Origin of the sequence: Muriicola soli, from assembly GCF_004139715.1 — a bacterium.
Taxonomy (GTDB): domain Bacteria; phylum Bacteroidota; class Bacteroidia; order Flavobacteriales; family Flavobacteriaceae; genus Muriicola; species Muriicola soli.
The window spans coordinates 1,474,392-1,498,533 of record NZ_CP035544.1 but is presented as its reverse complement, the minus strand read 5'-3'; the positions used below and the strand labels follow the sequence as shown (position 1 = coordinate 1,498,533).

Annotated in this window: 22 protein-coding genes and 1 pseudogene; 9 read left to right on the top strand and 14 right to left on the bottom strand. The window is 39.7% G+C overall.

From position 1 onward, the window contains the following. Positions 1-7 precede the first annotated feature (7 nt). On the top strand, positions 8-2,659 hold the full coding sequence (locus tag EQY75_RS06720) for a DNA gyrase/topoisomerase IV subunit A (RefSeq protein WP_129604115.1): 2,652 nt from the start codon (positions 8-10) through the stop codon (positions 2,657-2,659). Positions 2,660-2,703: 44 nt separating this feature from the next. Here the strand turns inward: EQY75_RS06720 and EQY75_RS06715 are convergent, their stop codons facing one another. From EQY75_RS06715 to EQY75_RS06705, 3 genes are read right to left on the bottom strand one after another with little or no spacing between them, the layout of a single operon-like run. Continuing rightward, positions 2,704-3,531, bottom strand: coding sequence for a TerC family protein (locus EQY75_RS06715; protein ID WP_129604114.1), 828 nt, complete (start codon positions 3,529-3,531; stop codon positions 2,704-2,706). Between the two features lie 2 nt (positions 3,532-3,533). Then, the gene (locus EQY75_RS06710) at positions 3,534-3,911 is read right to left on the bottom strand and encodes a DNA topoisomerase IV (RefSeq protein ID WP_129604112.1); all 378 of its coding nucleotides are present in this window, start codon (positions 3,909-3,911) and stop codon (positions 3,534-3,536) included. Between the two features lie 58 nt (positions 3,912-3,969). Further along, positions 3,970-4,335 carry a helix-turn-helix transcriptional regulator gene (locus EQY75_RS06705; protein WP_129604111.1) on the bottom strand — a complete coding sequence of 122 codons (366 nt, stop codon included), beginning with the start codon at positions 4,333-4,335 and terminating at the stop codon, positions 3,970-3,972. Positions 4,336-4,550: 215 nt separating this feature from the next. On the opposite strand from EQY75_RS06705, the gene EQY75_RS06700 reads away from it, so the two are divergent. The 3 genes from EQY75_RS06700 to EQY75_RS06690 all read left to right on the top strand — a co-directional run bounded on the left by EQY75_RS06700 (position 4,551) and on the right by EQY75_RS06690 (position 6,863). Continuing rightward, positions 4,551-5,720, top strand: coding sequence for a M14 family metallopeptidase (locus EQY75_RS06700; RefSeq protein WP_246020077.1), 1,170 nt, complete (start codon positions 4,551-4,553; stop codon positions 5,718-5,720). Between the two features lie 100 nt (positions 5,721-5,820). After that, complete coding sequence (locus EQY75_RS06695; RefSeq protein WP_129604106.1) at positions 5,821-6,300, top strand: Lrp/AsnC family transcriptional regulator; 480 nt, start codon at positions 5,821-5,823, stop codon at positions 6,298-6,300. Positions 6,301-6,341: 41 nt separating this feature from the next. Next, complete coding sequence (locus EQY75_RS06690; RefSeq protein ID WP_129604104.1) at positions 6,342-6,863, top strand: DinB family protein; 522 nt, start codon at positions 6,342-6,344, stop codon at positions 6,861-6,863. On the opposite strand, the gene EQY75_RS06685 is transcribed toward EQY75_RS06690, so the two are convergent. Both EQY75_RS06685 and aroB read right to left on the bottom strand, forming a co-directional pair. Next, a complete protein-coding gene (locus EQY75_RS06685) occupies positions 6,860-7,177 on the bottom strand; it encodes a hypothetical protein (RefSeq protein ID WP_129604101.1) in 318 nt (105 codons plus the stop codon). The two genes, EQY75_RS06690 and EQY75_RS06685, sit on opposite strands and share 4 nt — an antisense overlap. A gap of 113 nt (positions 7,178-7,290) precedes the next feature. Continuing rightward, positions 7,291-8,352, bottom strand: coding sequence for a 3-dehydroquinate synthase (aroB, locus tag EQY75_RS06680; protein WP_129604098.1), 1,062 nt, complete (start codon positions 8,350-8,352; stop codon positions 7,291-7,293). 108 nt (positions 8,353-8,460) lie between these two features. Between aroB and EQY75_RS06675 the strand changes: the two genes are divergently transcribed. From EQY75_RS06675 to EQY75_RS06655, 5 genes are all read left to right on the top strand, one after another. Continuing rightward, on the top strand, positions 8,461-9,627 hold the full coding sequence (locus EQY75_RS06675; RefSeq protein ID WP_129604095.1) for a proline dehydrogenase family protein: 1,167 nt from the start codon (positions 8,461-8,463) through the stop codon (positions 9,625-9,627). Positions 9,628-9,715: 88 nt separating this feature from the next. Beyond that, positions 9,716-10,855, top strand: coding sequence for a helix-turn-helix domain-containing protein (locus tag EQY75_RS06670; protein ID WP_129604092.1), 1,140 nt, complete (start codon positions 9,716-9,718; stop codon positions 10,853-10,855). 133 nt (positions 10,856-10,988) lie between these two features. Beyond that, on the top strand, positions 10,989-12,686 hold the full coding sequence (locus tag EQY75_RS06665; RefSeq protein WP_129604089.1) for a hypothetical protein: 1,698 nt from the start codon (positions 10,989-10,991) through the stop codon (positions 12,684-12,686). Beyond that, complete coding sequence (locus EQY75_RS06660) at positions 12,673-13,917, top strand: radical SAM/SPASM domain-containing protein (RefSeq protein WP_129604086.1); 1,245 nt, start codon at positions 12,673-12,675, stop codon at positions 13,915-13,917. The genes EQY75_RS06665 and EQY75_RS06660 overlap by 14 nt, the downstream gene beginning before the upstream one ends. Positions 13,918-13,919: 2 nt before the next feature. After that, positions 13,920-14,678: a sterol desaturase family protein gene (locus EQY75_RS06655; protein WP_129604083.1), complete on the top strand. Its 759-nt coding sequence runs from the start codon at positions 13,920-13,922 to the stop codon at positions 14,676-14,678. Here EQY75_RS06655 and EQY75_RS06650 read toward each other — a convergent pair. The 9 genes and pseudogenes from EQY75_RS06650 to porX form a co-directional block, all read right to left on the bottom strand. Then, on the bottom strand, positions 14,665-15,054 hold the full coding sequence (locus EQY75_RS06650) for a DUF4258 domain-containing protein (RefSeq protein WP_129604080.1): 390 nt from the start codon (positions 15,052-15,054) through the stop codon (positions 14,665-14,667). The two genes, EQY75_RS06655 and EQY75_RS06650, sit on opposite strands and share 14 nt — an antisense overlap. A gap of 1 nt (position 15,055) precedes the next feature. Then, positions 15,056-16,254, bottom strand: a pseudogene (locus tag EQY75_RS06645) (alanine dehydrogenase). Positions 16,255-16,542: 288 nt separating this feature from the next. After that, positions 16,543-17,061 (bottom strand): hypothetical protein, encoded by a 519-nt coding sequence (locus EQY75_RS06640; RefSeq protein WP_174719395.1) that lies wholly within the window; start codon positions 17,059-17,061, stop codon positions 16,543-16,545. 84 nt (positions 17,062-17,145) lie between these two features. Beyond that, positions 17,146-17,289, bottom strand: a complete 144-nt coding sequence (locus EQY75_RS13975; RefSeq protein ID WP_165200554.1) for a hypothetical protein — start codon at positions 17,287-17,289, stop codon at positions 17,146-17,148. A 171-nt stretch (positions 17,290-17,460) separates the two neighbouring features. Beyond that, the gene (tsaE, locus tag EQY75_RS06635) at positions 17,461-17,796 is read right to left on the bottom strand and encodes a tRNA (adenosine(37)-N6)-threonylcarbamoyltransferase complex ATPase subunit type 1 TsaE (RefSeq protein ID WP_246020075.1); all 336 of its coding nucleotides are present in this window, start codon (positions 17,794-17,796) and stop codon (positions 17,461-17,463) included. A 229-nt stretch (positions 17,797-18,025) separates the two neighbouring features. After that, positions 18,026-19,438, bottom strand: a complete 1,413-nt coding sequence (locus tag EQY75_RS06630; protein ID WP_129604077.1) for a KAP family P-loop NTPase fold protein — start codon at positions 19,436-19,438, stop codon at positions 18,026-18,028. Between the two features lie 162 nt (positions 19,439-19,600). Then, entirely contained in the window at positions 19,601-22,003 is a 2,403-nt protein-coding gene (locus EQY75_RS06625; protein WP_129604074.1) for a hypothetical protein, read from the bottom strand. A gap of 3 nt (positions 22,004-22,006) precedes the next feature. Then, complete coding sequence (locus tag EQY75_RS06620) at positions 22,007-22,237, bottom strand: hypothetical protein (protein ID WP_129604071.1); 231 nt, start codon at positions 22,235-22,237, stop codon at positions 22,007-22,009. Positions 22,238-22,592: 355 nt separating this feature from the next. Then, positions 22,593-24,137, bottom strand: a complete 1,545-nt coding sequence (gene porX, locus EQY75_RS06615; protein WP_129604068.1) for a T9SS response regulator signal transducer PorX — start codon at positions 24,135-24,137, stop codon at positions 22,593-22,595. Between the last annotated feature and the right edge of the window lie 5 nt (positions 24,138-24,142).

The following is a 24,142-nucleotide window of genomic DNA, read 5'->3' as shown; positions in this document are numbered from 1 at the left end:
TTTCTATATGGAGGAACATGAAGATGGGCAATTAGGGACAGAGGAGAGCCAGGAAGGACAACAGGAGGCGCTTACCAGGGTCACAGGCATGTACAAGGACTGGTTTCTGGATTACGCTTCTTATGTAATTCTGGAACGGGCAGTCCCGGCAATCGAAGACGGATTTAAGCCTGTGCAACGCAGGATCATGCACGCCTTAAAAGAGTTGGATGACGGGCGTTACAACAAAGTAGCTAATGTAGTGGGCCATACCATGCAGTATCACCCTCATGGGGATGCAAGTATTGCTGATGCCATGGTTCAAATTGGGCAAAAAGATCTGCTAATCGATACCCAGGGCAACTGGGGAAACATTCTTACCGGAGACGGAGCTGCCGCATCTCGTTATATCGAGGCGCGTCTTTCCAAATTTGCCCTTGACGTAGTTTTCAGTCCTAAGATTACAGAGTGGCAGGCTTCTTATGACGGCAGAAAAAAGGAGCCGGTAAATCTGCCCGTAAAATTTCCCCTACTTCTTGCTCAGGGAGCTGAAGGTATTGCAGTTGGACTATCGACAAAGATATTACCCCACAACTTCAACGAACTTATAGACGCCTCCATAAAACATTTGAAAGGACAGCGATTTAAATTATATCCTGATTTTCCCACTGCCGGGATCATAGATGTTACCAATTACAGCGATGGGATGCGTGGCGGTAAGATTCGTATCAGGGCCAGGATTTCTCAGTTGGATAAGAATACTTTGGTAATCAATGAGATTCCTTATGGAACCAATACTTCCTCTTTAATTGATTCTATCCTTAAGGCCAATGACAAAGGGAAGATCAAGATCAAAAAGATTGAAGACAACACCGCAGCCGACGTTGAAATATTGATCCACTTGCCCGGGGGGATTTCTCCTGACAAAACCATCGATGCCCTTTACGCATTTACAGCCTGTGAGAGCTCCATATCTCCTTTGGGCTGTATTATAGAAGACAATAAGCCCTTGTTTATTGGCGTACAGGAAATGTTGGAGCGATCCACCGAGCATACAGTTGAGCTCCTTAAGGCAGAACTGGAAATACAATTGGGGGAACTGGAAGAGCAGTGGCATTTTGCCTCCCTGGAACGCATCTTTATTGAAAACCGCATTTACCGAGATATAGAGGAAGAGGAGACCTGGGAAGGGGTTATTAGTGCGATCGACAAAGGCCTTAAGCCCCATACAGCCAATTTAAAAAGGGCGGTAACCCAAGAGGATATTGTAAGGCTTACTGAGATCAGGATTAAAAGGATCTCTAAGTTTGATATAGATAAGGCCCAGCAATTAATTGACAGTCTTGAGGATAAGATCGCCCAGATTAAGAATAATCTGGCCAACCTGGTGGATTATGCCATCGATTATTTTAAAGAGCTGAAAAGCAAATACGGGAAAGAACGGGAGCGCAAGTCGGAGATCCGCATCTTTGACGAAATTGAAGCTACCAAGGTTGTAATAAGAAATACAAAGCTCTACGTAAACCGGGAGGAAGGGTTTATCGGGACTTCACTCAAAAGGGATGAATATGTTACCGACTGCAGTGATATCGATGACATCATTGTCTTTACGAAAAGCGGCCACATGATGATCACTAAGGTAGACAGCAAGACTTTTGTTGAAAAGAACATCATTCATGTCGCTGTCTTCAAGAAAAAAGATAAGCGAACCACTTATAACATGATTTACAAAGATGGCAGAGGAGGTGCGAGCTATGTAAAGCGTTTTAACGTAACGGCCGTAACCAGAGATAAGATGTACGATCTTACTTCCGGGAAAGCTCAGTCTGATGTCCTCTATTTCTCCGCTAATCCAAATGGGGAAGCAGAGGTGGTTACTGTAATTTTACGGCAGGCGGGGAATATTAAAAAACTGAAGTGGGAGCTCGATTTTGCAGACGTGCTGATCAAGGGAAGGGGTTCTAAAGGAAATATTGTCACCAAATACTCAGTTAAAAGGATAGAACTCAAGGAAAAAGGCCTCTCTACACTCAAGCCCAGAAAAATTTGGTTCGACGATACGATACAGCGACTCAACGTTGATGGTAGGGGCGAGTTGTTAGGTGAATTCACCAGTGAAGATCGCTTGTTGATGATCAGTCAAAAGGGGGTCGTAAAGACCGCAATACCGGATCTGATCATGAGGTTTGATGATGACATGATTGTTTTGGAGAAATGGGTGCCTAACAAGCCTCTAACGGCCATTTATTGGGAAGGAGAGAAAGAATTGTTCTACGTAAAACGATTTCTGATCGAAAATCCGGACAAAGAAGAGGTCATTATTACAGCACATCCGAAATCTTATCTCGAAAAAGTATTTACAGACTACCGGCCGGTGGCCGAGGTGGTCTTTGCCAAGAAAAGAGGGCAGGACCGCAAAGATAATTTAGAGATCAATTTAGAGGAGTTTATCGGGCTCAAAGGCATCACTGCTATGGGCAACCAGCTAACTAAAGAGAAAGTCCTGGAAATTAATTCCAAACAGCCTTTACCTTACGATGAACCTGAGAAGCACGAGGCCGTGGATATCGAAGTTGTAGATGAAGAAAATGTGGAGGCGGATCAGAAAAAAACTCCTGAACAAAAATCAAAAGGCAAAAAAGGCTCAAAGGACGATGAGAGTCAAACTAAATTGTTTTGATTTTCTAGACGGGCACAACCTTAAATAAAGATTCCCGTAATACCTTATTTGGCTGATTCTTCCTCTTCTTCCATATCATCTATGATCTCCTCCTTTTTTCTGTATTTCATATTCAGGAATTCCACCAGCAGGGAGAAAGAGATGGCGAAGTAAAGGTAACCTTTTGGGATCGTTCCAACTTCAGAACCAAAGAAACTGGCGTGACTCAGGTGTGCGGCTTCCGCGATCAGCATAAAACCAATCAGAATGAGGAAAGAAAGTGCAAGCAGCTGCATAGAGGGATGCTTGTTGATAAAAACCCGTATTGCGTTGGCAAAAACAATCATAATAATAATGGAAATGACAACGGCAATAATCATCAGGATTAAGGCGTCGTTGGGATGGTCACCAATTCCGTTCGTCATTCCCACCGCCGTCAGGATAGAGTCTATGGAAAAGATAAAATCGATGATCAGGATTTGAAATAATGCTTTGGGCAGCGTAACGAGATTTTTCGATTTGAGTTCTTCCTCATCATGCTCAGGTAATTCAACTTTTTCGTGAATTTCAGAAGTACTTTTATAGAGCAGAAAGAGTCCGCCCAACAACAAAATAAGCGCCTGCCCGCTTATACCTGCTGTAAACCACGAGCTTTCAACATAGTAAAAAGGTTTTTTTAGGCCAATGAGCAGGGAAACGGCAAAAAGCAGGAGAATTCGCTGAACCATGGCCAGGACCAGGCCCCAGAACGTAGCTTTTTTCTGTTCTTGTTCGGGGAGTTTATTGGCGGCGATAGAAATAAAAACAATATTGTCAATTCCGAGGATGATCTCAAGGAAGGTCAGGGTGAGTAAGGCAACCCAGGCATCCGGACTAGTGAGAATGTCGAACATGTTCAGTTTACTTTGTAGGCAATTCCTTTCGACTTATTAGCGCTGCCTACCAGGCCGTATTCAAAGGTATAGGAACTGTCAGTTGTTGTCAGGATTTTCATGTGGATCGATTTTTCCTCAGCGGCATCCCTTGGCCTAATTTTCTTTACGATGTATTCGCAGTCATTGATCCACCGAATGGAGGATGTGTCTGCTTTGCCCTCAAAGTAATCAATTTCCTGATCTTTTGACCTCTCAAAGGTCGTAGTTTTTTCTTCCCCGTCGATGATGGCGGTAAAGCGGAAGGTACCTTCCTTATATGCTGTACAATCTCGTGGAGGATTATAACAAGCCGAACAGGCTATGAGTATGAGCAACAATAAATACCTTGTGTTTTTCATGCCCACAAAAATAACGAATAATCACCATTTGGATGAATTTGGCGAGTTGAAGTATTGGTCAGATTTCAGGAAATTGTTCAAAGGCTTCAAAGCTGCCGTCCTCGTAGAGTACCAGAATTTTTTTTATTTCTTTTTTCGCAGAAGAGGTTGGTGGGTTCTCATCGGCTTGTGATACAGTAAGATTTTCTGTTTTCACTTTAGCAGGAAAATTTCCCTTTCCGTTGAGCAGCCAATAAAGATTTACCTCGGGGTAGGACTGAACCACCTTCATGACGAATTCAAGACTCGGCTTATTTCTCCCCGTCAAAAGATGAGAAATACTGGATCGTTGCACCCCAATCTTATCGGCAAATGCGGCTGCCGACAGACTGTAAAAGTCGAGCACCTTCTCGAGTCTTGCGATAAATCCCTCCGTGTTTACCATTGTATACTTCTAATACCCTCCCGTGCTTAAAATTTCTTAAAATATAAAAGAAAACAATTCAAATACTATAAACTATTAGATCATATAAAGTAATATAAAATACTGATATGTAGTATTATAATATTATTTTTATATTTTTGTTAAGATTTGTTTACAGATGTATATAAAAAACCTGAAAATCCGCTTATAATCTGTTTACAAATGTAACTATTCTTATGACAATTGTAAATAAAATTGGACTTACTTTTGTGGCAACCCAGAGAAAGTGTACAGTGAATTTTAAGAGTGCCTATAAGGATATTAAGGTAGATTCTGTGAGCGGTCGTTACCTGCATCGCGATCACCTTCTTCCCCTGTTTAATAAATTCAAAAGTCGGTTCTCTATCGCAGAGGTCGGTTCTTCTGTTCAACATATCCCTATCGAAAAAGTGACCTTGGGAAAAGGCGCAATAAAAATACTGATGTGGTCACAGATGCACGGAAATGAATCTACTACAACGAAGGCGGTGCTCGACATGCTGAACGCTTTTTTTCTGGAGTTCGACAGATCTGAGGAAATTTTAGACCGAATTACTCTGGTAATCATCCCGATGCTTAATCCTGATGGAGCTTTAGCCTATACTAGGGAAAATGCCAATAAAGTAGATCTGAACCGGGATGCTGAAAATCTGTCCCAGGCCGAAAGTCAAATCTTAAGGCAGGAATACGAAGCGTGTTCCCCTGATTTCTGTTTTAACCTCCATGACCAGCGAACCATATACAGTGCAGGACCATTTCCCAATCCGGCTACCCTTTCATTCCTTTCACCTTCTGCCAACTCTGCCAGGGACGTTACTCCGAGTCGACTCGCAGCAATGAAGCTTATATCGACAATGAATAAGGAGTTGCAAAAGCAGATTCCGCAACAGCTGGGACGTTATGACGATGCTTTTAATCCAAATTGTGTTGGTGACGCTTTCCAGATGAGGGGGACACCAACCGTATTAGTTGAGGCGGGTCACCATCAGGGCGACTACCAACGGGAGCAGACGCGGAAGTATGTATTTCAAGCGCTTTGGACAGCTGTAAGTTCTATTGCCTTTAATGAATATCAGGCTGAAACAGAAAGTGATTATTTTGATATGCCGGAAAATGAAAAACTCTTTTTCGATGTATTAATTCACAATGCTCATGAACTGGTGAGTGAAAAACAACCTTCCTATTCCGCCGGAATCCTGTTTCAGGAAGTATTGACTTCTGCCGGCATCCGGTTCAGGCCCTATATAGAAAAGCAGGGAGATTTAGCCGGGTTTTTTGGCCATAAGACTTTTGATTGTTCAGATGTAAACGATTTGGAGCGACTGCGAAAAAACCAGGAGATCACACATTTATTCTTAAACGCATAAGCGTTAAAAAAAGGTCTGATATTGCGTATATTTCAAAAAAAGCGCATATTTATTACATATATTTTCATAATTGATTATTTTAGCCGAAAATATTCTTATTATGGGAAAAGTTAAATTAGACGAAATTGATCACCAGATCCTGGATATGCTCATTGACAATACCAGGACTCCCTTTACGGATATAGCCAAAAAGCTTCTCATCTCTGCAGGAACAGTGCATGTAAGAGTAAAAAAGATGGAAGAAGCAGGTATCATACAGGGGTCTTCCTTAACTCTGGATTATGTAAAACTGGGCTACGCCTTTATCGCTTATGTTGGGATCTTTCTGGAAAAGACACATCAGACCAAATTTGTGATGGAGCGTTTAAATCAAATTCCCAATGTAACTGTTGCACATATCACCACAGGCAAATTCAACATTTTTTGTAAAATCCGTGCAAAGGATACCAACCACGCGAAGAATATCATCTTTAAGATCGATGACATCGAAGGAATCAGCCGTACAGAAACAATGATTTCCCTTGAAGAGAGTATCAACGACAAAAAAAGGTTGATGCATACTATTTTTAATGAGCTCTAATCCTCGAATAAAGGAATACCAGCTTACTTTTTAGCCGTAATATGAAGACATCTGAACTTAAGGACCACGAATACAATCCTTTTTACAAGACTTATGTTGAAGCCCTTGGGGAAGTTGATTTAATGGAAACGCTGAAAAGGCAAATAAAGAATTATCCACAGTTTTTGGCAAGCATCCCTGAAGACAAACTCAACTATCAATACGCAGAAGGAAAATGGACCGTTGCGGAAGTATTGTTACATGTACTCGATACGGAAAGGGTTTTCCAATACAGGGCATTGAGATTTGCGAGGAAGGACAAAACTCCTCTTCCGGGTTTTGATCAGGACTTATATGTCCCGCAATCAGGGGCTAGTAACAGAAATATTGAATCTATTATTGAAGAGTATAAGGCGATCAGGCAGTCTACGATCACTTTATACGAGTCATTTGAAGAAGGAATTCTTAAGCGTAAAGGGGTAGCGAGTAATTCTAATATGAGTGTGGCCGCCCTCGGCTTTATTATTTGCGGTCACCAGAAACATCATCGCAACATTCTCCGGGAGCGTTATCTGAAGGATTAATCGAACTCTTCCTCCTCAAACTCCGTCTCCATATTCAGTTCCAGTTCAGGCTCTTCCGTAATCGGTTTGGCACGCTCTTCCATTTCTATCTCCCCGTTCTCCTCAAAATTGGCGATAAAATGCGACAGGCTTTGACTTATTTTTACCAGGTAAAGCGCTTCTTCTGTTCGGAGTTCCACGGCTTCAATATACTCTCCTTTAGGGGTTTTAAAGGCGATGATATCATCGTCCCCATAGCCATCCGGATAGGTTTCTACCAATAGAATAGCCAGGGTTTGGTTTAATTTCTTGTGGTCGATCAATATTCGTTTCATAGGTTGGTTATTAATGCTTTAAAGAAAAGCGCTTTAGTCAAACCTAAGCTAGAATATTTTTATCGTCGAAAAGGGAAAGAGTTGTAAAAGCCGATTTTTAGTATGCGAAAGGCCTATTCCTCGTAGTATGCAAAGGCTTCCATAAAAAGATGTTCCGGGACACGTTGATCAATTACCGAATCACCAATGCGTTTCAGCAAAACAAAATTGACCAGTCCGTGCGTATTCTTCTTATCAAAAATCAATAGGGAAAGGATTCCTTTTTTATCTTCTTCACTAAGCTTTACTTTTTTGTAACGTTCCAGAAGGGTGTGCTTGATATCCTCCAACTGATGAGTTCCCATCCCGCTGAGTTTGCTAGACAGATAGGCCTCCAGAATCATGCCGATAGCGATGGCTTCTCCGTGCAGCAGGGCATGCTTTTCGCCTTTTTGCAAGAAATGGGATTCAATGGCATGGCCCAAAGTATGACCAAAATTGAGAATCTTCCGAAGATTGTTTTCTCTTGGATCCTGTAGTACAATCTCATTTTTAATCCGGATCGACTGGTAGATATAACCATCCATAGGATCTTGCAGCCGGGTTTCCTTGAGCTGACTCCAATACGCCTCACTGGTGATCAGGCCATGTTTCAGCATTTCGGCAAAACCACTACTCATCTGCCGCTTGTCCAGGGTGCTTAAAAAGCTGACCATAACCAACACCATTCGTGGCTGGTTGATCACCCCCACCTGATTTTTTAAAACGCCTAGATCCACACCCGTCTTTCCTCCAATGGATGCGTCTACCATGGCAAGAAGGCTGGTAGGTACATTGATAAAATCGATCCCGCGCTTAAAGGTAGAGGCTACAAAGCCCCCCAGGTCTGTAACTACACCCCCTCCTAAATTGATCATAAGGCTTCTCCTGTCACCACCCAGTTCTGAAAGTGCATGCCAGATTTGAATGCAGGTTTCTACGGTCTTATTCGTTTCACCCGCTTCCATTTCAATAATTTCCACATCTGAGTTTGTTTCCAGGGAAGAAAGAAAAATGGGGAGGCAATCCCGATGCGTATTTTCGTCAACCAGGATAAAGATCTTAGAATACCTTTCTTTATTAAGGTGCTCATTAAGGGCCATATAGGCCGCTTCATTAAAATAAATGGAATAGGTTTCGGTCAGTATCGATTCCATAAATAAAAGGGATTAATGTAGTATAAAGACACACAAATTAAAGCCAATTTTTTAGCATATGGATATAATTTCAGTGATTATATTTGATGCATTGATAAATGTACTTAAATGCCACAACTTTTTGAAAACACCCAAACTGCCTTTGCTTTAAAAACTGATGCTGAACTGGAAAGGGCGTACTTTCTTTTTAAGCTCATCGCCAATCAGCCTCTGGTACGTATAGGCACAGCAGTGACCAATTTCGCCATCAAGTCTCATCTGCCGGTGGAAGGACTCATCAGGGCTACGGTTTTTGATCACTTTTGCGGGGGAGTCAACGAAAAGGATTGTATGCCTACAGTAGACAAGCTATGGGAAGCGGGGGTGTGTTCTGTGCTGGATTACTCGGTTGAAGGGAAGGACTCAGAAGATCCGCTGGACGACGCCCTGGAAGTAACCCTGAATATCCTTGATTTTGTAAAGGCTAAGGATGCTATTCCTTTTGCTGTCTTTAAACCAACAGGATATGGCCGTTTTTATCTCTTTGAGAAAATCAGTGCGGGTAAAAAGCTAACGAAGCTAGAAGAGGAAGAATGGGGCAGGGTGGTTAGGCGATTCGACGCCACTTGTAAAAAAGCCTACGATCTGGATGTCTGCTTGCTTATCGATGCCGAAGAAAGTTGGATGCAGGACGCTGCTGACGAGCTGGTAGAGAAAATGATGAAGAAATACAATAAGAAAAAAGCGATAATACTCAACACAATACAGTTGTACCGCTGGGACCGACTCGATTATCTGAAAGGCCTGATGACAAGGGCGGAAAGTGAAGGCTTTAAAGTGGGCGTTAAGGCAGTCAGGGGCGCGTACATGGAGAAAGAGAATGAAAGGGCTGAAGAAAAGGGCTATAAAACTCCAATTTGCTCGACTAAGGAAGAAACGGACGAAAATTTCAACAAGACCATTTCTTTTATTCTGGAACATCTGGACTCTATTTCCCTCTTTGCGGGAACTCATAATGAAAAAAGCACCTATCTGTTGATGCAGCTCATGGAAAAGCACCAAATTAAAAAGGACGATCCCAGGGTTTGGTTCGGGCAATTGTACGGCATGAGTGACCATATCACTTTTAATATGGCGGCAGAAGGCTATAATGTGGCCAAGTACCTTCCTTTTGGTCCTGTAAGAGATGTCATGCCTTATTTAATAAGAAGAGCGGAAGAAAACACCTCTGTGGCAGGGCAGACCAACCGGGAACTGGAGTTGCTGAAAAAAGAAAGAAAGAGAAGAAAAATATAGGGTTCCCTGAGCGAAGCAAATGCAGCCCGCTATATTACTCAGGGGAAAGATTCTTTTATATCTTTATAATCGACCAACCTGACCCTTGATGAACTGGATTGCCATTATTAACTTCTTGCTTATTGCCGGGGCCATTCAGGGTTTTATTTTCTTTGGTGTTACCTTCCTATTAAAAAAGAAAATAGGTCCGGCCATATTATTCCTTATCCTTACCGTTTTATTTATTTCACTTAATAACCTTCAGGCCTGGCTTATAGATAGCGGATATTCAACAGGGCTTTTTTATTTAAAACACATGCTGGTTCCCTGGTACCTGCTGATCTTACCTTGCTTTTACTCCTTTCTCTTGTACTATCTGAAGGTGGATGAAAAGCTCAAATCGTTTATCAATCTGGCTTTATGGATATTGCTTGCTGAACTAGTCATCAGAACAATACTAATTGCTTATGTCTATTATTTAGAACCTTCAAAAGATGTTTCTGTTATTGAAGGCTATACTGCCATGGAGGAGGTGATTAATGCGATCTTTTCCCTGATTATTTTTAGTAAGGCGATCATCCTGGTTTTTAAAAAAACTTCGCTCTATTCCGAGATATTGAGTTTTGATGACATTAAATGGATAAAAGCCTTTCTCATACTGGGTAGTGCGGTTTTCCTTTTGTGGATTATTGCCATGGTTGTATTTAACAGTACCGGAAATGAGACTGCCTACTACCCTCTGCGTCTAGCAACCTCTTTTATACTTTACTGGATCGGATACCAGGGCCTGTTCAGGTATACGATCATTCAGGACAGAATTTTACTTCGTAAATCTTTCCCCCAGCAATTGTTGACCAAGGAATTAACAAAAAGGGGGAATGATCAGAAGTCGGATTTTGTAAATGAAAAACACAATAAAAGCTTTAGCGAATTGGAGGAACTCATTCTAACGCATCAAAAGTACCTCGACCCTCTGCTGAGTTTGGAAAAGTTAGCCGCCGAACTTGCTATAAGTCCAGGTCACTTGTCGAAGTTGATTAACGTCTACAGCGGTCAGCATTTTTCAGACTACATCAATGGGTACAGGATTGAGCAGTCGAAAAAACTCTTATCCGATTCTACTTTTCAGCCATACACTATCGTAGCCATTGGTTTGGAATGCGGCTTTAATTCAAAGTCGACCTTCTACACCGCCTTCAAAAAGTTCACCGGACAAACCCCCAGTGATTTCAGGGCTCAGTACGATTAAGTATCCTGTTTCTTGCTCTGTACATGATTTCGGACATGCCCAAGAAGTAACTTCATTAGTTTCGGGTAGTCTTATTTCCCTTGCTCTATCAATATCAATTAGGGTAGGAGGTAAAATCTAAAAACCCTCGACTATGAAAGCTAAATCAAACACGAAATTTAAGCTGCTGTGTTATTTTCAACGTCACAGTAAAAGCAGATCGTTCTTTTCCGTTTTCCTCAGTGTTGCATTTTTACAACTGAGTACCGGCTGTACTTATTACCGCGTTAAATCTGTTCCTTCTCAGGGGCAGGCAGAGACTGTAAAGCAAATCAGGAGTTTTAATGAAGCTGATAAATACATCATCTTGCACAGGAACAATGCCTCACTGCACCTTGCCAATGCTGCCGTAAGTGAAGATAATCTGGAATTATCGGGCTCCCTTGAATTGCTGTCAAAGGAACATACCGCTACCCGAATTATAAAACCTAAACGATCCTATCAATACAAGAGAAAAGATTCTAATCCGTTAAATGAGGTTCATATCTATTTAAAGGAAGGTGTTCCACTTTCCCTGGGGGCAACCGCCATTCCTTTTGATCAGATTGATCAAATCGGAATTGTAAATCCAGATGGAACTACCTCTGTTGTAAATGCTGCTCTCACTACCATTGGTGCATTTGCTTTAATTTTGGTGATCGTGGCTTTAACAAAGAGTTCCTGTCCTTTTGTCTATGCAGATTCAGGCAATGGTTTAGTTTTTTCGGGAGAACTTTACCCAGGAAATATCATTAAAAACGCCCAGCAGACCGATTATTTGCCCTTGCCTTTGCTTCAAGCCTCTGATAGTGAATTGCACCTTCAAATCACAAATGAATTATTGGAGGTACAGCACACAGACCTTGCTCAGCTGATGGTCGTTAAACATCGGAAAAATACTAAAGCACTACTAGACAAGTACGGAAAGGTAGTGTTGTTCAAAGATTTAAAAAGCCCCAGGCGGGTCATCGTTGACGGACGAATTGATCATTCCGGACCTGCTCTGGCTGCAGACGGTGAGTCTTATAACTTTGACACGCCAATTCTGACGAAGAACAGCACCAGAGATGTGGTGTTTACCTTCGCCAGGCCAGACAATCAAAAAGAAGCCAAACTCTATCTTACCGCAAAAAATTCGCTCTGGCTCGATTACGTCTTCGGGAAGTTCAATGAGCAATTTGGAGTATACTACGATACCTTCCAGGAATCGCAGCTGGAAACCACCCGAGAGGAGGCGAATAGCTGGGCTGAAAAGCAAAATATTCCTTTGACGGTATCGATCAAAAAGAAGGGAGAATGGCAAGTTGTGGAACAGCTTTCTTCTGTTGGACCTTTATCCTACAGGGACCTGGCTATAAAACTTGACCTAAAGGATATTGAAAAGGAAGAGGTTGAAGTAAAAATTGAAACCGGTTTTATTTTCTGGGAAGTAGACTATGTGGGTATCGACTATTCAGAAGAACTGAATTTTAAAACGTATCTGCTCAATCCCCAAACAGCCATTTCAGACGACGGTAGAGATGTAGCTGGCTTACTTTCATCTGAAGACGGGCAGTACTTCACCCAGGAAGAGGTTGGCGACAGGGTAGACATCAGGTATACATCACCCGAACAGCATGGTGATTATTCGTATTCCTATTTCCTGAAAAACCGGGGTTATTATACGTATGTGCGCGATTACCAGGGTATTCCTGATTTCAGTGAGCTGCGGAAATTTAAAAATCAGAATGCTTTTACGCGATTTTCGGAAAATGAATACCAGCGGCTACTTAGGCAACTTCAAATGAAAAAAGAAAGTTATGTTGTTCAATAGAAGGAATACAGAGGCACTCACTTTAAGCGGCGCATTAGAACCTGCCCTAGACCATGATGTTCAGATTTCAGAGGTAGGCCCTAAAAAAACCTTACCGAGTTCCTTGATATCAGGGAAGCAGAAAAATTGGGTGCATCTCAAACTTAAACTCACGCTTATAAAAATAATTATCCGCCAGTACAACAACCCTCTGGATTGGTTTAAGGGATTACGATTTTTGATCAGCTTAAGAAGGCAATTCTTAGGTGATCACAGCTTGAGAAAAATGGCCTTTGTAGATGGCAAATACTATATGGGACTTTACACCCCTGGTTGGAACGACAAAATTTACGAGCGCTTTATCGCCACCGAGCTGAAGCACTTTAAAAAGAATAAGACAAATGCATTCCGGTTTAATCATGTGTTCCTGGCGATCACAAAAAAATGTGCCCTGAGATGTGAGCACTGTTATGAATGGGACAATCTCAACAAAAAAGAGGTTCGTACTAAAGAAGATTTGCAGGCTACAGTTCAAAAATTACAGGACTTCGGTACGGCTCAAATTCATTTAACCGGGGGAGAGCCAATGCTAAAACTCGACACGGTAATTTCTATCCTCAAAAATGCCCCAAAAGAATCCAATTTCTGGATGAATACTTCTGGCTTAAAGCTCACCGATGCCAATACAAGGAAATTAAAACAAGCAGGACTTACCGGAGTTTTTATCAGCCTTGATCATTTTAAAGCAGAAGCCCACAATAGGTTCAGGAATTATAAGGATGCCTTTTATTGGGCGACCACAGGGGCCAAAAATGCAATAAATAACGGCCTGGTGGTGGCCTTTTCAATTTGCATGACCCGGGATTTTGTAAAAGAAGATCACATTATGAAATATATGGATTTGGCTAAGGAAGCAGGCGTTCATTTTGTACAATTCCTGGAACCAAAATCTGTTGGACATTACAAAAACGAGGAAGTGGCTTTAAGCGATGGCCAGATGAAGCTATTGGAAGAAACTTTTTTGAAAATGAATTTTTCCAAGGACTATCTGTCCTATCCTATCATCACTTATCACGCGTATTATCAAAGAAGGCAGGGTTGTTTTAGTGGTGGCAACAGGGGATTGTATATCGATACAGACGGGGATATTAATCCTTGTACTTTTTGCCATCGGAAGTCTGGAAATATACTCGATGCGGATATCGATGAGAAGCTTGAACAACTGATGCTCAGAGGCTGTCCTGAATTCTGATTATGGAAGTTATACAACCATCAGTAGAAATCTGGATTCTGGTATCCCTGCTTTTTGTCCTGCGGTATCTGATCCTGGCTGGAATTCCATTTCTCATTTTCTATGTAATGCCCGGTAAGGGATGGAAGCGGGCTAAAATTCAGGCACATCCTCCCAAGGCCCAAAAAATAGGGAAGGAGATCTTTTATTCTCTTATCACTCTCTTTATCTATGGTGCGGGAATTTGGTTTGGTACAGCCTGGGTACAAAATGGAATGACCATGCACTACGATAAGATTTCTGATTACGGTTTATCTTATGCTATCTTGAGTTTTATATTAATGATTTTCCTGCACGATACGTATTTCTACTGGACACACAGGCTCATACATCATAAATCACTCTTTCGTTATATCCACAAGGTTCATCATCAGTTTACCAACCCAACGCCCTGGGCTGCTTTTTCCTTTCATCCTTTTGAAGCGTTTTTAAGTATGGGAGTGATTCCTGTTATTATTTTCTGCCTTCCCTGGCATCAGTATACCCTGATCGCTTTTATAAGTTTTATGACGCTATATGATGTTTATATTCATTTGGGATATGATCCCAAAGGCCTGAGAATAGGGACCTGGCAGATTACACCCACAGACCACAATCACCATCACCAGAATGCAAGAGTGAACTACGGCTTGTACTTTACCTTTTGGGATCAGCTGATGGGTACCTATATGAAGTATAAAAAAAGAAGCATGTCTAAAGGTGTTACTGCTAGTCGGGGATGATGGCTATAGACTCCAGAATGGTGAGGCTGTCGCAGTTCTTAAATAGGAGAGCGGCCTCATTTTTATTGATACTGCCTTCCACCAGGAACAATTTACAGGGTTGGGCTTCGGTGTTGCTTTCTGAGAACTTCACATCACCATCACGAAGGACATTTTGAATCTCAAGCGTATCCACCTCAAGCGCATTGATCATTTCCTGAATCTCGGCTGAGTAACTAAGGGGTTTGGAACGAAGTTCTTTAAGGACCCTGCAGTTGGGAAAATAGCAGAATTCCGTGCCGGTTTCAGAGGTCTTCTTTTTTAGGAAAAGGGTGAGGAAAATAATTCCTATAGTCAGGCCTATCATGTAGTACCCCAGGCGTTTCAGAAAGGCCATATCAAAAAATTAGGAAGTTGATATCACTGTGTTTCAGGTCGAACCAATCCCCGACAGTTTTGTTTGTCAGAATACCGTGGTAGAGGTAAAGTCCGTTCCTCAAGCCCTTGTCAAAGCGCAGTGAATTTTCGAGTCCGCCATCTTCCCCAATCTTGAGAAGGTAGGGGGTAAAGATATTACTGATGGAAACCGAGGATGTTTTGGGGTAACGGGCAGGAATATTGGGCACTCCGTAATGCAGTACCCCAAATTTCTTAACGATAGGCTTGTCATGGGTGGTGAGTTCGCTGGTTTCAAAGCAGCCCCCCATATCAATACTCACATCGATTATTATTGAGCCTTTTTTCATGTTTTCCACCATGGTCTGTGACACCACAACCGGAGACCGATCCCGTCCGCGCATGGCCCCTATGGCCACATCACAGCGCTTGAGGGATTTAAGGAGGTTTTTAGGTTGCAGGGTTGAGGTATAGACGATCTGTTGAAGATTGCTTTGCACATTCCGCAATTTGGTGATAGAGTTGTCAAAGATTTTTACGTTGGCCCCGAGCCCGATGGCCGATCTGGCGGCAAATTCACCCACAGTTCCCGCACCGAGGATCACCACTTCAAGCGGAGGTACGCCGGTGATATTTCCAAACATCAGGCCACTTCCTTTATTGGTTGCGGCCATGAGCTCTGCGGCGATAAGGACACTTGAAATTCCTGCGATTTCGCTAAGCGATCTTACAGCGGGATAATTTCCGTCTTCATCCCGTATAAATTCGAAGGCGATTGCCGTTATTCTTTTTTTTGCCAGTTCCTCAAAATAGGCCTTGGATTGTGTTTTGATCTGCAGGGCAGAAATGATGGTCGACTGTGGACTGATATATTGTATTTCCGAGAGGGTAGGGGGCTCTACCTTTAAAAGCAGGGGCAGGAAAACACCTTTTTAGTGTCTCTGGAGATAGTGGCCCCGGCCTGTGTGTAATCGAGATCTGTAAAATTAGCTGCATCCCCGGCCCCGGATTCGATTAGTACCCGGTGGCCATTGGCTGTAAGGGCGTTTACCGCATCTGGGGTAAGGCAGATCCGTTTTTCTTGAAACTGATTTTCTTTAGGAATGCCGATAAAAAGTTCACCCTTCTGTTTTAGGATTTCCAGGGTCTCTTCCTGCGGAATGAGTTCCTGTTTGCTGAAAGGGGAGGACGGTTGGTTCATAATGCTTCCGGGCAAGATAATACAAAACCCATTGTACTCAAAATTACAATAAAATTAGTGAAAGAGCAGGGTGGCAAAAGCCATTAAAAATGCTTTATGCTGATGTGTATTCTGCATTAAACGGGCATGGATTACACTTTGTTTGAATTGCACTAATAAGTGATCAAAGGGAGATATTAAAAAGATTCTTCAGGGAAGACTGAAATTGTTTAAATAACTGAGACAATGTCCTTTTGGAAACATTTTCTGAGAAATCGACTTCTTTTCTACTAGTGATATCTTTTGGTTCTATTGATGCATCAGTATCTTTTTTGTTTCCTTTCGAAATGATTGTAATTCTGCTTCCATAGCTTCCAGGTCGATCCCATGGACATATTTGTCATAAAGTTTGATTCTAACAAAATATACAAATGGGATAACCACCATACACACTGGGAGAAGCCACAGAACATTTTCAGTATCAACAAATCTGTCTTCGGAGTATATCACTTCAAAAATTTGAAAGGCATACATGCATAATGGTATAAGTATGATATGATACCACCAGTGCTTACAAGTGAAGAACCAAATAATCAGTAAGTAAAGCGGAATAAGTTTATTTAAGAGAAACCAAGCGTAAGTGCTTAGATCTTCAAAGCCATTTCTATCAAATGTAGCTCCAAATATGTCTATCGTCTGATTTGGATCTCTTGGAAGATACTCATGAATCTTAAATATAAATGGTGCAAGAACTATTAAGATCAAGCCCAAAGATTCGATAAGAAACCGGTGACGAGTTTTATTTGAGTTTTTTAAATTTTCTGCCATTACAAAAGTATTGCTACGTATACGATTGTAACGCAAAAAAGGGCAATTTATTGGTTGCCCTTAGATTCTTCAAGAAAAAAGTGATTAATTTTTCTTTGGCAATTTAATTTTCGTCTTGTCTACACCTTGTTCATATAACTGATCATCTTCAGCGGTATTGGGTGTACAGGCAGCCGCAAATAAGACTAAAATCGCAGCAAAAGCAAAAAGTAATTTTCTAGTGTTCATCGTAGTAAAGGATTAAAATTCAGGATCCATTTTCATTCTCATATCAAATATAGGAAAAGGAAATCAATAAAAACACCTTTTAACGATAAAAATTTACCATTGAACGAAGAAAGCTGCACTTTATCGATACTGATTGACGTTTAAAGGGGACTTAAAATTTGACCTTATACTCTATTTTACAAGTGAAATCTCCCGCCTTGAGGGGTCTATGATTCTTAATTCTAGGGTAAGACTGTTTTCAGGCAAAAGTTGAGCTACCATTTCAGGCCACTCTATAAACACCCAGGTATCCTCCCTGAGATAGTCCTCAAGGCCAAGATCAAGGGCTTCACCGGGATTATTTAATCGATAAAAATCAAAATGGTAAGCTAATATTCCTCCTTCTTGGTTATGGTATTCATTGACGATGCCGAAGGTGGGACTATTCCCCTGTTCCTCGCCTCCAAGTAGCTTAACAAAGGCCTTAATCAAGGTGGTTTTACCTGCTCCCATGCCCCCCGCAGGCATATAACACTGTGTTTTGGGATCATTTCAAGAAGCTGTTGTGCTACAGCTTCAATTTCTTTTTTGTATAGATTATTTTCCGTTCCATAGAACATTAACGATCTCGGTTATGAATGTGTTGAGAAATCTTGCGCAGGATTATGCTGCCGCAATCCTGCCGATTCATTTATACTTTTATTTTGGTGTGGGACAAATCCACAATGAATTTAGTCTTTGTTAAAAGCCGGCTTTTTTATGTTTTCATTTCTTCCAATAGGTCAATTCTGTTGACGTAATGCAACAAGTCTAAATGGCCTCCTCCATCTCCACGATTAATACTCTCTAAAATCGACATTACATCTTTTTCAGCATTCTTTTTTATGACTGAACCAATTATAGATTTTTTATCTCCTGTTTCTTTTACACTATCAATCAACTGTCTACTATAATAACTGTCTTGTGAAAAATTGTTATAAACATTTACCAATGAAATTTCCATCCACATAAGTTGTCTTTCGGTTTGTTCATTAATATCGATTTTAATGATTGATAAAAACTTTTCCTGTACTTCTTCAATTTTTAGCCGTTTACTTTTCAATTCATTGTAGAACTTGTTGTGTCTAACTTTGATAAATGTTAGTAAAAGAAAAATATGAGGTGTAACGTACATATTAGAAGTAAAACTTCTCAAAGCTAATCTTGAGTGAGCAAATATCTTTTCTTGCTGTCTTAGTGGGATATTTGCATTTGTAAACAAAAGTTTACAAGTTTTTAAAAAGTCAGGTTTGTCTGATTTTAATTCTTCATGCTTCAGTCTTTCTTCTGATTGGAAAAACTCATCAAATTTGAAATAGTCATATAAATATTGATAAAATATATCTACTTCGGGTTCTGGAATTGAATACTCTATATCTATGAATCTTCGTAAATATTCATCGGCGTCAATATCATCACTTCCATACACCCCTTTAATTGCATTCCCAAGTTGTTCTTTGTCGATGGATAATATGTAAACAACATTAGGAACAGAGAAGAAGTGTTTAATTTGTTCTAATATTGAAACAGCGTAATTTGGACGACATCTGTCAAGTTCGTCGATGATAAATATTAAAGGTTTTCCTTCGTTTGTATTGGCTATAAATTCCGATAAGCTTTGTCGAAAATCAGAAATGCTTTTTTTCTTTTTTTCATACTCGTGAACTTCGTTTTCAAAAACGTCCGATAATCCTTCCGTTACACGAACAATAGCCTCTTTTACACCTTCTGTATCAATATATCTATCAGCTATTGCTTTCGCAATAATCGGTGCTATATGTTTAGTTAATGTTGATGCTTTTTTTAAAGTCTTTTTAAATGCTGGCTCTGTTTCTTCGCTTGTTATAGTTTTTAATTCTCCCATTAGTGCAGTAAGAGGATTATTCTCGAAGTCATTTTCCCAAGCATTGAAATAAAGTGTTTGGTAACCGTTGTTTTTCAAATCCTGTCCCCACATTTTAACAAATGTTGTTTTTCCAGTTCCCCATTTGTTGTTTAGTCCAAGCACAAAACCAGAAGGGTAAGAGTTGATAATGTTAGTTAGAACACTCGAATATTTTTGTCTGTCTAACTTACAATTCGCAAATGGGTTTTCAGGCACAATTTCAATTTCATAGTGTTTTATGTCCATTCAACTTCCATTTTTTATGGCTTGCAAGTAACGCTCTTGTATAGAAAAAGAAGCGGATTTTAAGCACTAATTTTTCAGTTTAACAATAACCTTTATTTTATTTATTTTTTAGTTTTAGCGACCAATCCGCTATTTTTTCTATAAGTTGTTGGCCACTTGCTTTTATTCAGCGAAGGCAAATTTCTCAATATGGTAATTCTCGTACAGAAGAAAACTTGCATAAGGTTTAATCATTTTAGATATGAATTCCTCAACATCAATAGGTTTCAAATGATCGTCATCCCTTCTCATTTTTTGCATAATACTGAACAGAAATAAACTATGTAAATAAATTGACAAGAAATATTTGTCTTTTATAAACTTAATTTCTTTTTCTGTATTAATTTGATTTTTTGACATAAAGCTTAATAGACTGTAAGAATCCATATTAATTATAATAGCCTCAACTAAAAGCTCTCCACTTTCATTTGTCTCTGGCATAACTTTAACAATGTCTTCTCCAGTCCAATTTAAATTCGGATTATCCCAAGCTGTGTCATTCTCGTTATCTGGTTTTTTATATGCTTTTTTCGGAATTGGAAGATTGGGAAATGATTCGGTCGGGTTTTTATCTTTCTCTTTTGGCTTACTAATTTTTTCATCAACTTTTACGTCAAAAACACAGTTAAAATCTTTACCTGGTGAAGTTAGTTTTGCTTTTACCTCAAGCAAATCTCCAACCTTTGCTTTTTCATTTGGCTTGATTAATAACTTTATAGTTCCATCAGAAGGTCCAACTCTATTTACAGTTAGAACATCAGATGTTATATTAGGATTAGGATTTGGATTTAAGTCAACTGGTTTATCAGTTTGATTTTGTTTTTGAAGTACCTCAATTTGAAATTCTCCTTTTTCGATAGGGCGGAATAAATAGTCATCTTCCACATCAGTTTCAATAGTCACTATACCATTCGAGTTTAAAGGTATTGTTCTATATAGTTTACCTTCTTTATTTTCTTTAAGATTTACATTAAATATTCCCGGAAATCTATTAAGTTTTTTGCCATTTTTTTTGCCATTTACATTTTTTCCAATGAACTGTGTTCCTTTGGATTTTAGAAAATTAAGTGAACCATTTTTCTTTAATAGGTTTAATACATCTTTGTCTACTGGCAATTTTGAAAGAAAACTTGCTAGCAAATCCTTGTCAGAAGAAGAATCGCGTAGAAGCGAGTTTTTACGGTCGTTATTTAATTTTTTAAGTTCTTTATCATTCTTGAGTAAAGAGATAATTTCATCAATTAACTTTTCTGTTTTTGGACCTTGCTTCAAATGAGTTCTATTAGACATAAATAAGTCCTGCCTAATTTCTGTTGGTATATTCGTACAGTCAACGTGAATTAAAGTGTGTTGTTTAATAAGTGAAAAGCCGAGACTTTGTGAAATAAAAGATTGACCTTCAGAACCGTGTACTTGACCGTTTTGTGTAAAAATTATTGATTTGTTTTTAATAAAGTCATTATGAGGGACTTCATTTTTAAAGATTATAACTTGTATTGGTATGTCTCCAAGTCCAGATTCTTTTGGAATGGCAAATTCAATGATTTTTTCAACTTTATCTCTACTATCAATTATTATTCTTGTTCTATTTCCGAGAACAGGTTTATTTGGTGTTTTCCCAGCATACTCTCTGTTTTCATATACACTAATCGGAAGAGGAAGGTGATACATATATTGATTTAAATCTCTCCATAAATCAAGTGTTAAATCTGACCTTGAGCCTCGTGGTAATTGATAAGAGTATAATTTTACAATAGAACCATATTCAAATGTTCGGTTATAGAGCCCTAAATCCAATTTTACAGATTTAAAACTTGGGATATTTCCATTTGGACTAAAATATTCATACCAAGTGGCTTTGATCTTTCCATCATCAGAATTTGATGATAGTGGGTGTCTTCTTACCAATGTAAAACCAATTTCACTTTCAATTCCTTTATTTAATTTTTTGTTTCTTTTTGATGCTATTAATTGATATTTTTTTTCACCACAGAACACTACTGCACCGGTAGAACCCATATTGTATTTACCTTGAACAAATTGAATACTTGCTTTATTGTTTTTATGAAGTGATAAAAAAGTGTTTTCAAATTCACTAGGAAGTTGTCCTTCTCCCATATCAAAAATGGTAATACTCGGTTGCTTCTTGTCTCCAGTTGCAATTACTTGAATATTTTCTGCTAATTCTCGTCTTTCTGTGTTAGTAAGCTCTCCAATCTCTCCATTTCTCACGCCATAAAACAGTTCGACTGCTTCACTCATTGATTTTGGTGCTTCATTTGATTTTGGGTCTAAACCATTTAGTTTGCAATCTTTTATTAGAGTTGCATCAATCGAGTTTGTTATTTTCTCTATTAAGGCTGGCACTGGGTGATTTTGTTGGCTCTCAAAAGTTCCAAAATTTCCTTTATTTCCCCCATAAGGTTTCCAATTTTCATTGTCGTGAAAAATTTGATGTTTCTTAATGATTTTCTTGACTTCTGTTTCAGAATCAGCGTTGTAAAGTTCCCAGAATATTTTTTCCATTACCTAAAAATTGAACGTTGAAATATCGTCCTTTAAATTTTTCTTGAAGAGAGTTTCCAAAATTTTAATTTCATCCCTTATTGCTTTCAACATTTTATTTACATCTGCCTCAGTATATTCATAATTATTCTTGTTTGAACATTTTGATAGACTTTGAATGTCGTTAAGAATGTTTTCTACTCTACGTGAAGCTACTCTCTTAAATCTATCTTTTTTATGTTTTGAATTATCCATTTTGTGAAAAAATTGCATTTATATGTCACAAATGTACAATAATATACTATATACATATTAATATAGAATAAAAAAATAAAATGTAAGTATATTTTTATTTTTTAAGCTTGTGGCTAACTCCTAAAATATTTTCAAAAATGACAAAATATCCTACTTCAAGCCATAGTAAATATACGTTAGTGCCAATTTATTTTAGAGTAGCAATAAGGAATGTTAATTAGCCAATAATTGAGTTTATTAAAAATCCTTCTTTATTATTCTTTTTTCAAAATATCCCTAACAGTAGTTATTGATGACAAAGTTATTGAGATTCTGGGAGGCTCCTATCGGGATCACTAATACCCATATATTTTTTTTATCTCGGTTGCAGCACCACATAGGGAATGATCATCTCCTCCAGGGATACGCCCCCGTGCTGGTAAGTGTTCCGGAAATAACTCACATAGTGGTTGTAATTGTTGGGATAAGCAAAAAAGAGATCGTTCTTGGCAAAAATAAAGGAACTGCTCATGGTAATACTCGGTAAATTGATCTTTGAGGGATCCTTTGCTTCCAGTACATCCTTGGCGTCATAAGATAAGCTCCTCCCGGTCTTATACCTCAGGTTAAGGCTGGTCTCCCGGTCTCCTATCACCTTTGAGGGCTGTTTTACGTTTATAGTCCCGTGGTCTGTTGTGATGATCAGTTTCATGCCCAGGCTCCTGGCTTTTTGTATGATCTCCAGCAGCGGAGAATTTTTAAACCAGCTCTGCGTAAGCGAGCGGTACGCCTTGTCATTGGAAGCCAGTTCTTTGATAACGTCCATTTCGGTTTTGGCATGAGAAAGCATGTCCACAAAATTGTAGACGATCACGGTTAAATCATTTTTTTTCTGGCTGTTAAAGTTTTGTACCAGGTTTTTCCCCTGCTTCAGGCTGCTGATTTTAAAGTATTCCCACTCCAGATCCAGGCCCAGGCGCTTTAACTGGGATTCCAGGAATTTATCTTCAAAGAGGTTCTTACCCCCTTCATCCACGTCATTCTTCCACCACTTTGGGTATTTTTTTTCCATGTCAAGCGGAGTTAAGCCGGAGAAGAGCGCGTTTCTGGCATATTGCGTAGCCGTAGGCAGAATGCTGTAATAGGGTTGCTCTTTGGTCTTTTTGTAGAAGGGTGAGAGCACATCCTCAAAGGAGATCCATTGATCATACCGCAAATTGTCAATGACCACCAAAAGGGTGGGCTGCTCTGCCAGCTCGGGTTTTATCCATTCCTTAAACAGGGTGTGAGACATCACGGGTCCGCCCCCTTCACTGAACCATTCAGCGTAATTCTTGTCTATAAACTTTCCAAATTGGTTGTTGGCCTCAATTTTTTGCGATTCCAGGATCTCAAACATCCCTGAATCTTCAATTTCTTCAAGGCGCAATTCCCAGGAAATTAATTTTCGGTATAAGTCGGCCCACTCCTCATAACTGTTCACCATACTGAGGTCCATGGAGATCTTTCGAAATTCCTGCTGGTAGTTAGACGTTGTTTTTTCCGAAATCAGGCGGGAGTGGTCCAGGGTTTTTTTCAGGGAAAGCAAAATCTGATTGGGATTTACCGGTTTAATTAGATAATCGGCAATTTTGGAGCCTATGGCTTCCTCCATTATAAATTCTTCCTCGCTTCTTGTGATCATGACCACCGGCAGGGTGGGTTCGATGTTCTTCACTTCATTAAGCGTATCCAGGCCTGACAGGCCGGGCATATTCTCATCGAGGAAAACAATGTCGAACTGATTCTTACCGAGTTCCTCCAGGGCCTCCTGACCACTCTTACAGGTAATCACTTTGTAATTTTTTTCTTCTAAAAAAAGGATATGGGGTTTCAGCATATCAATCTCGTCATCTACCCACAGTATTGTAATTGTGTTCATTTAGT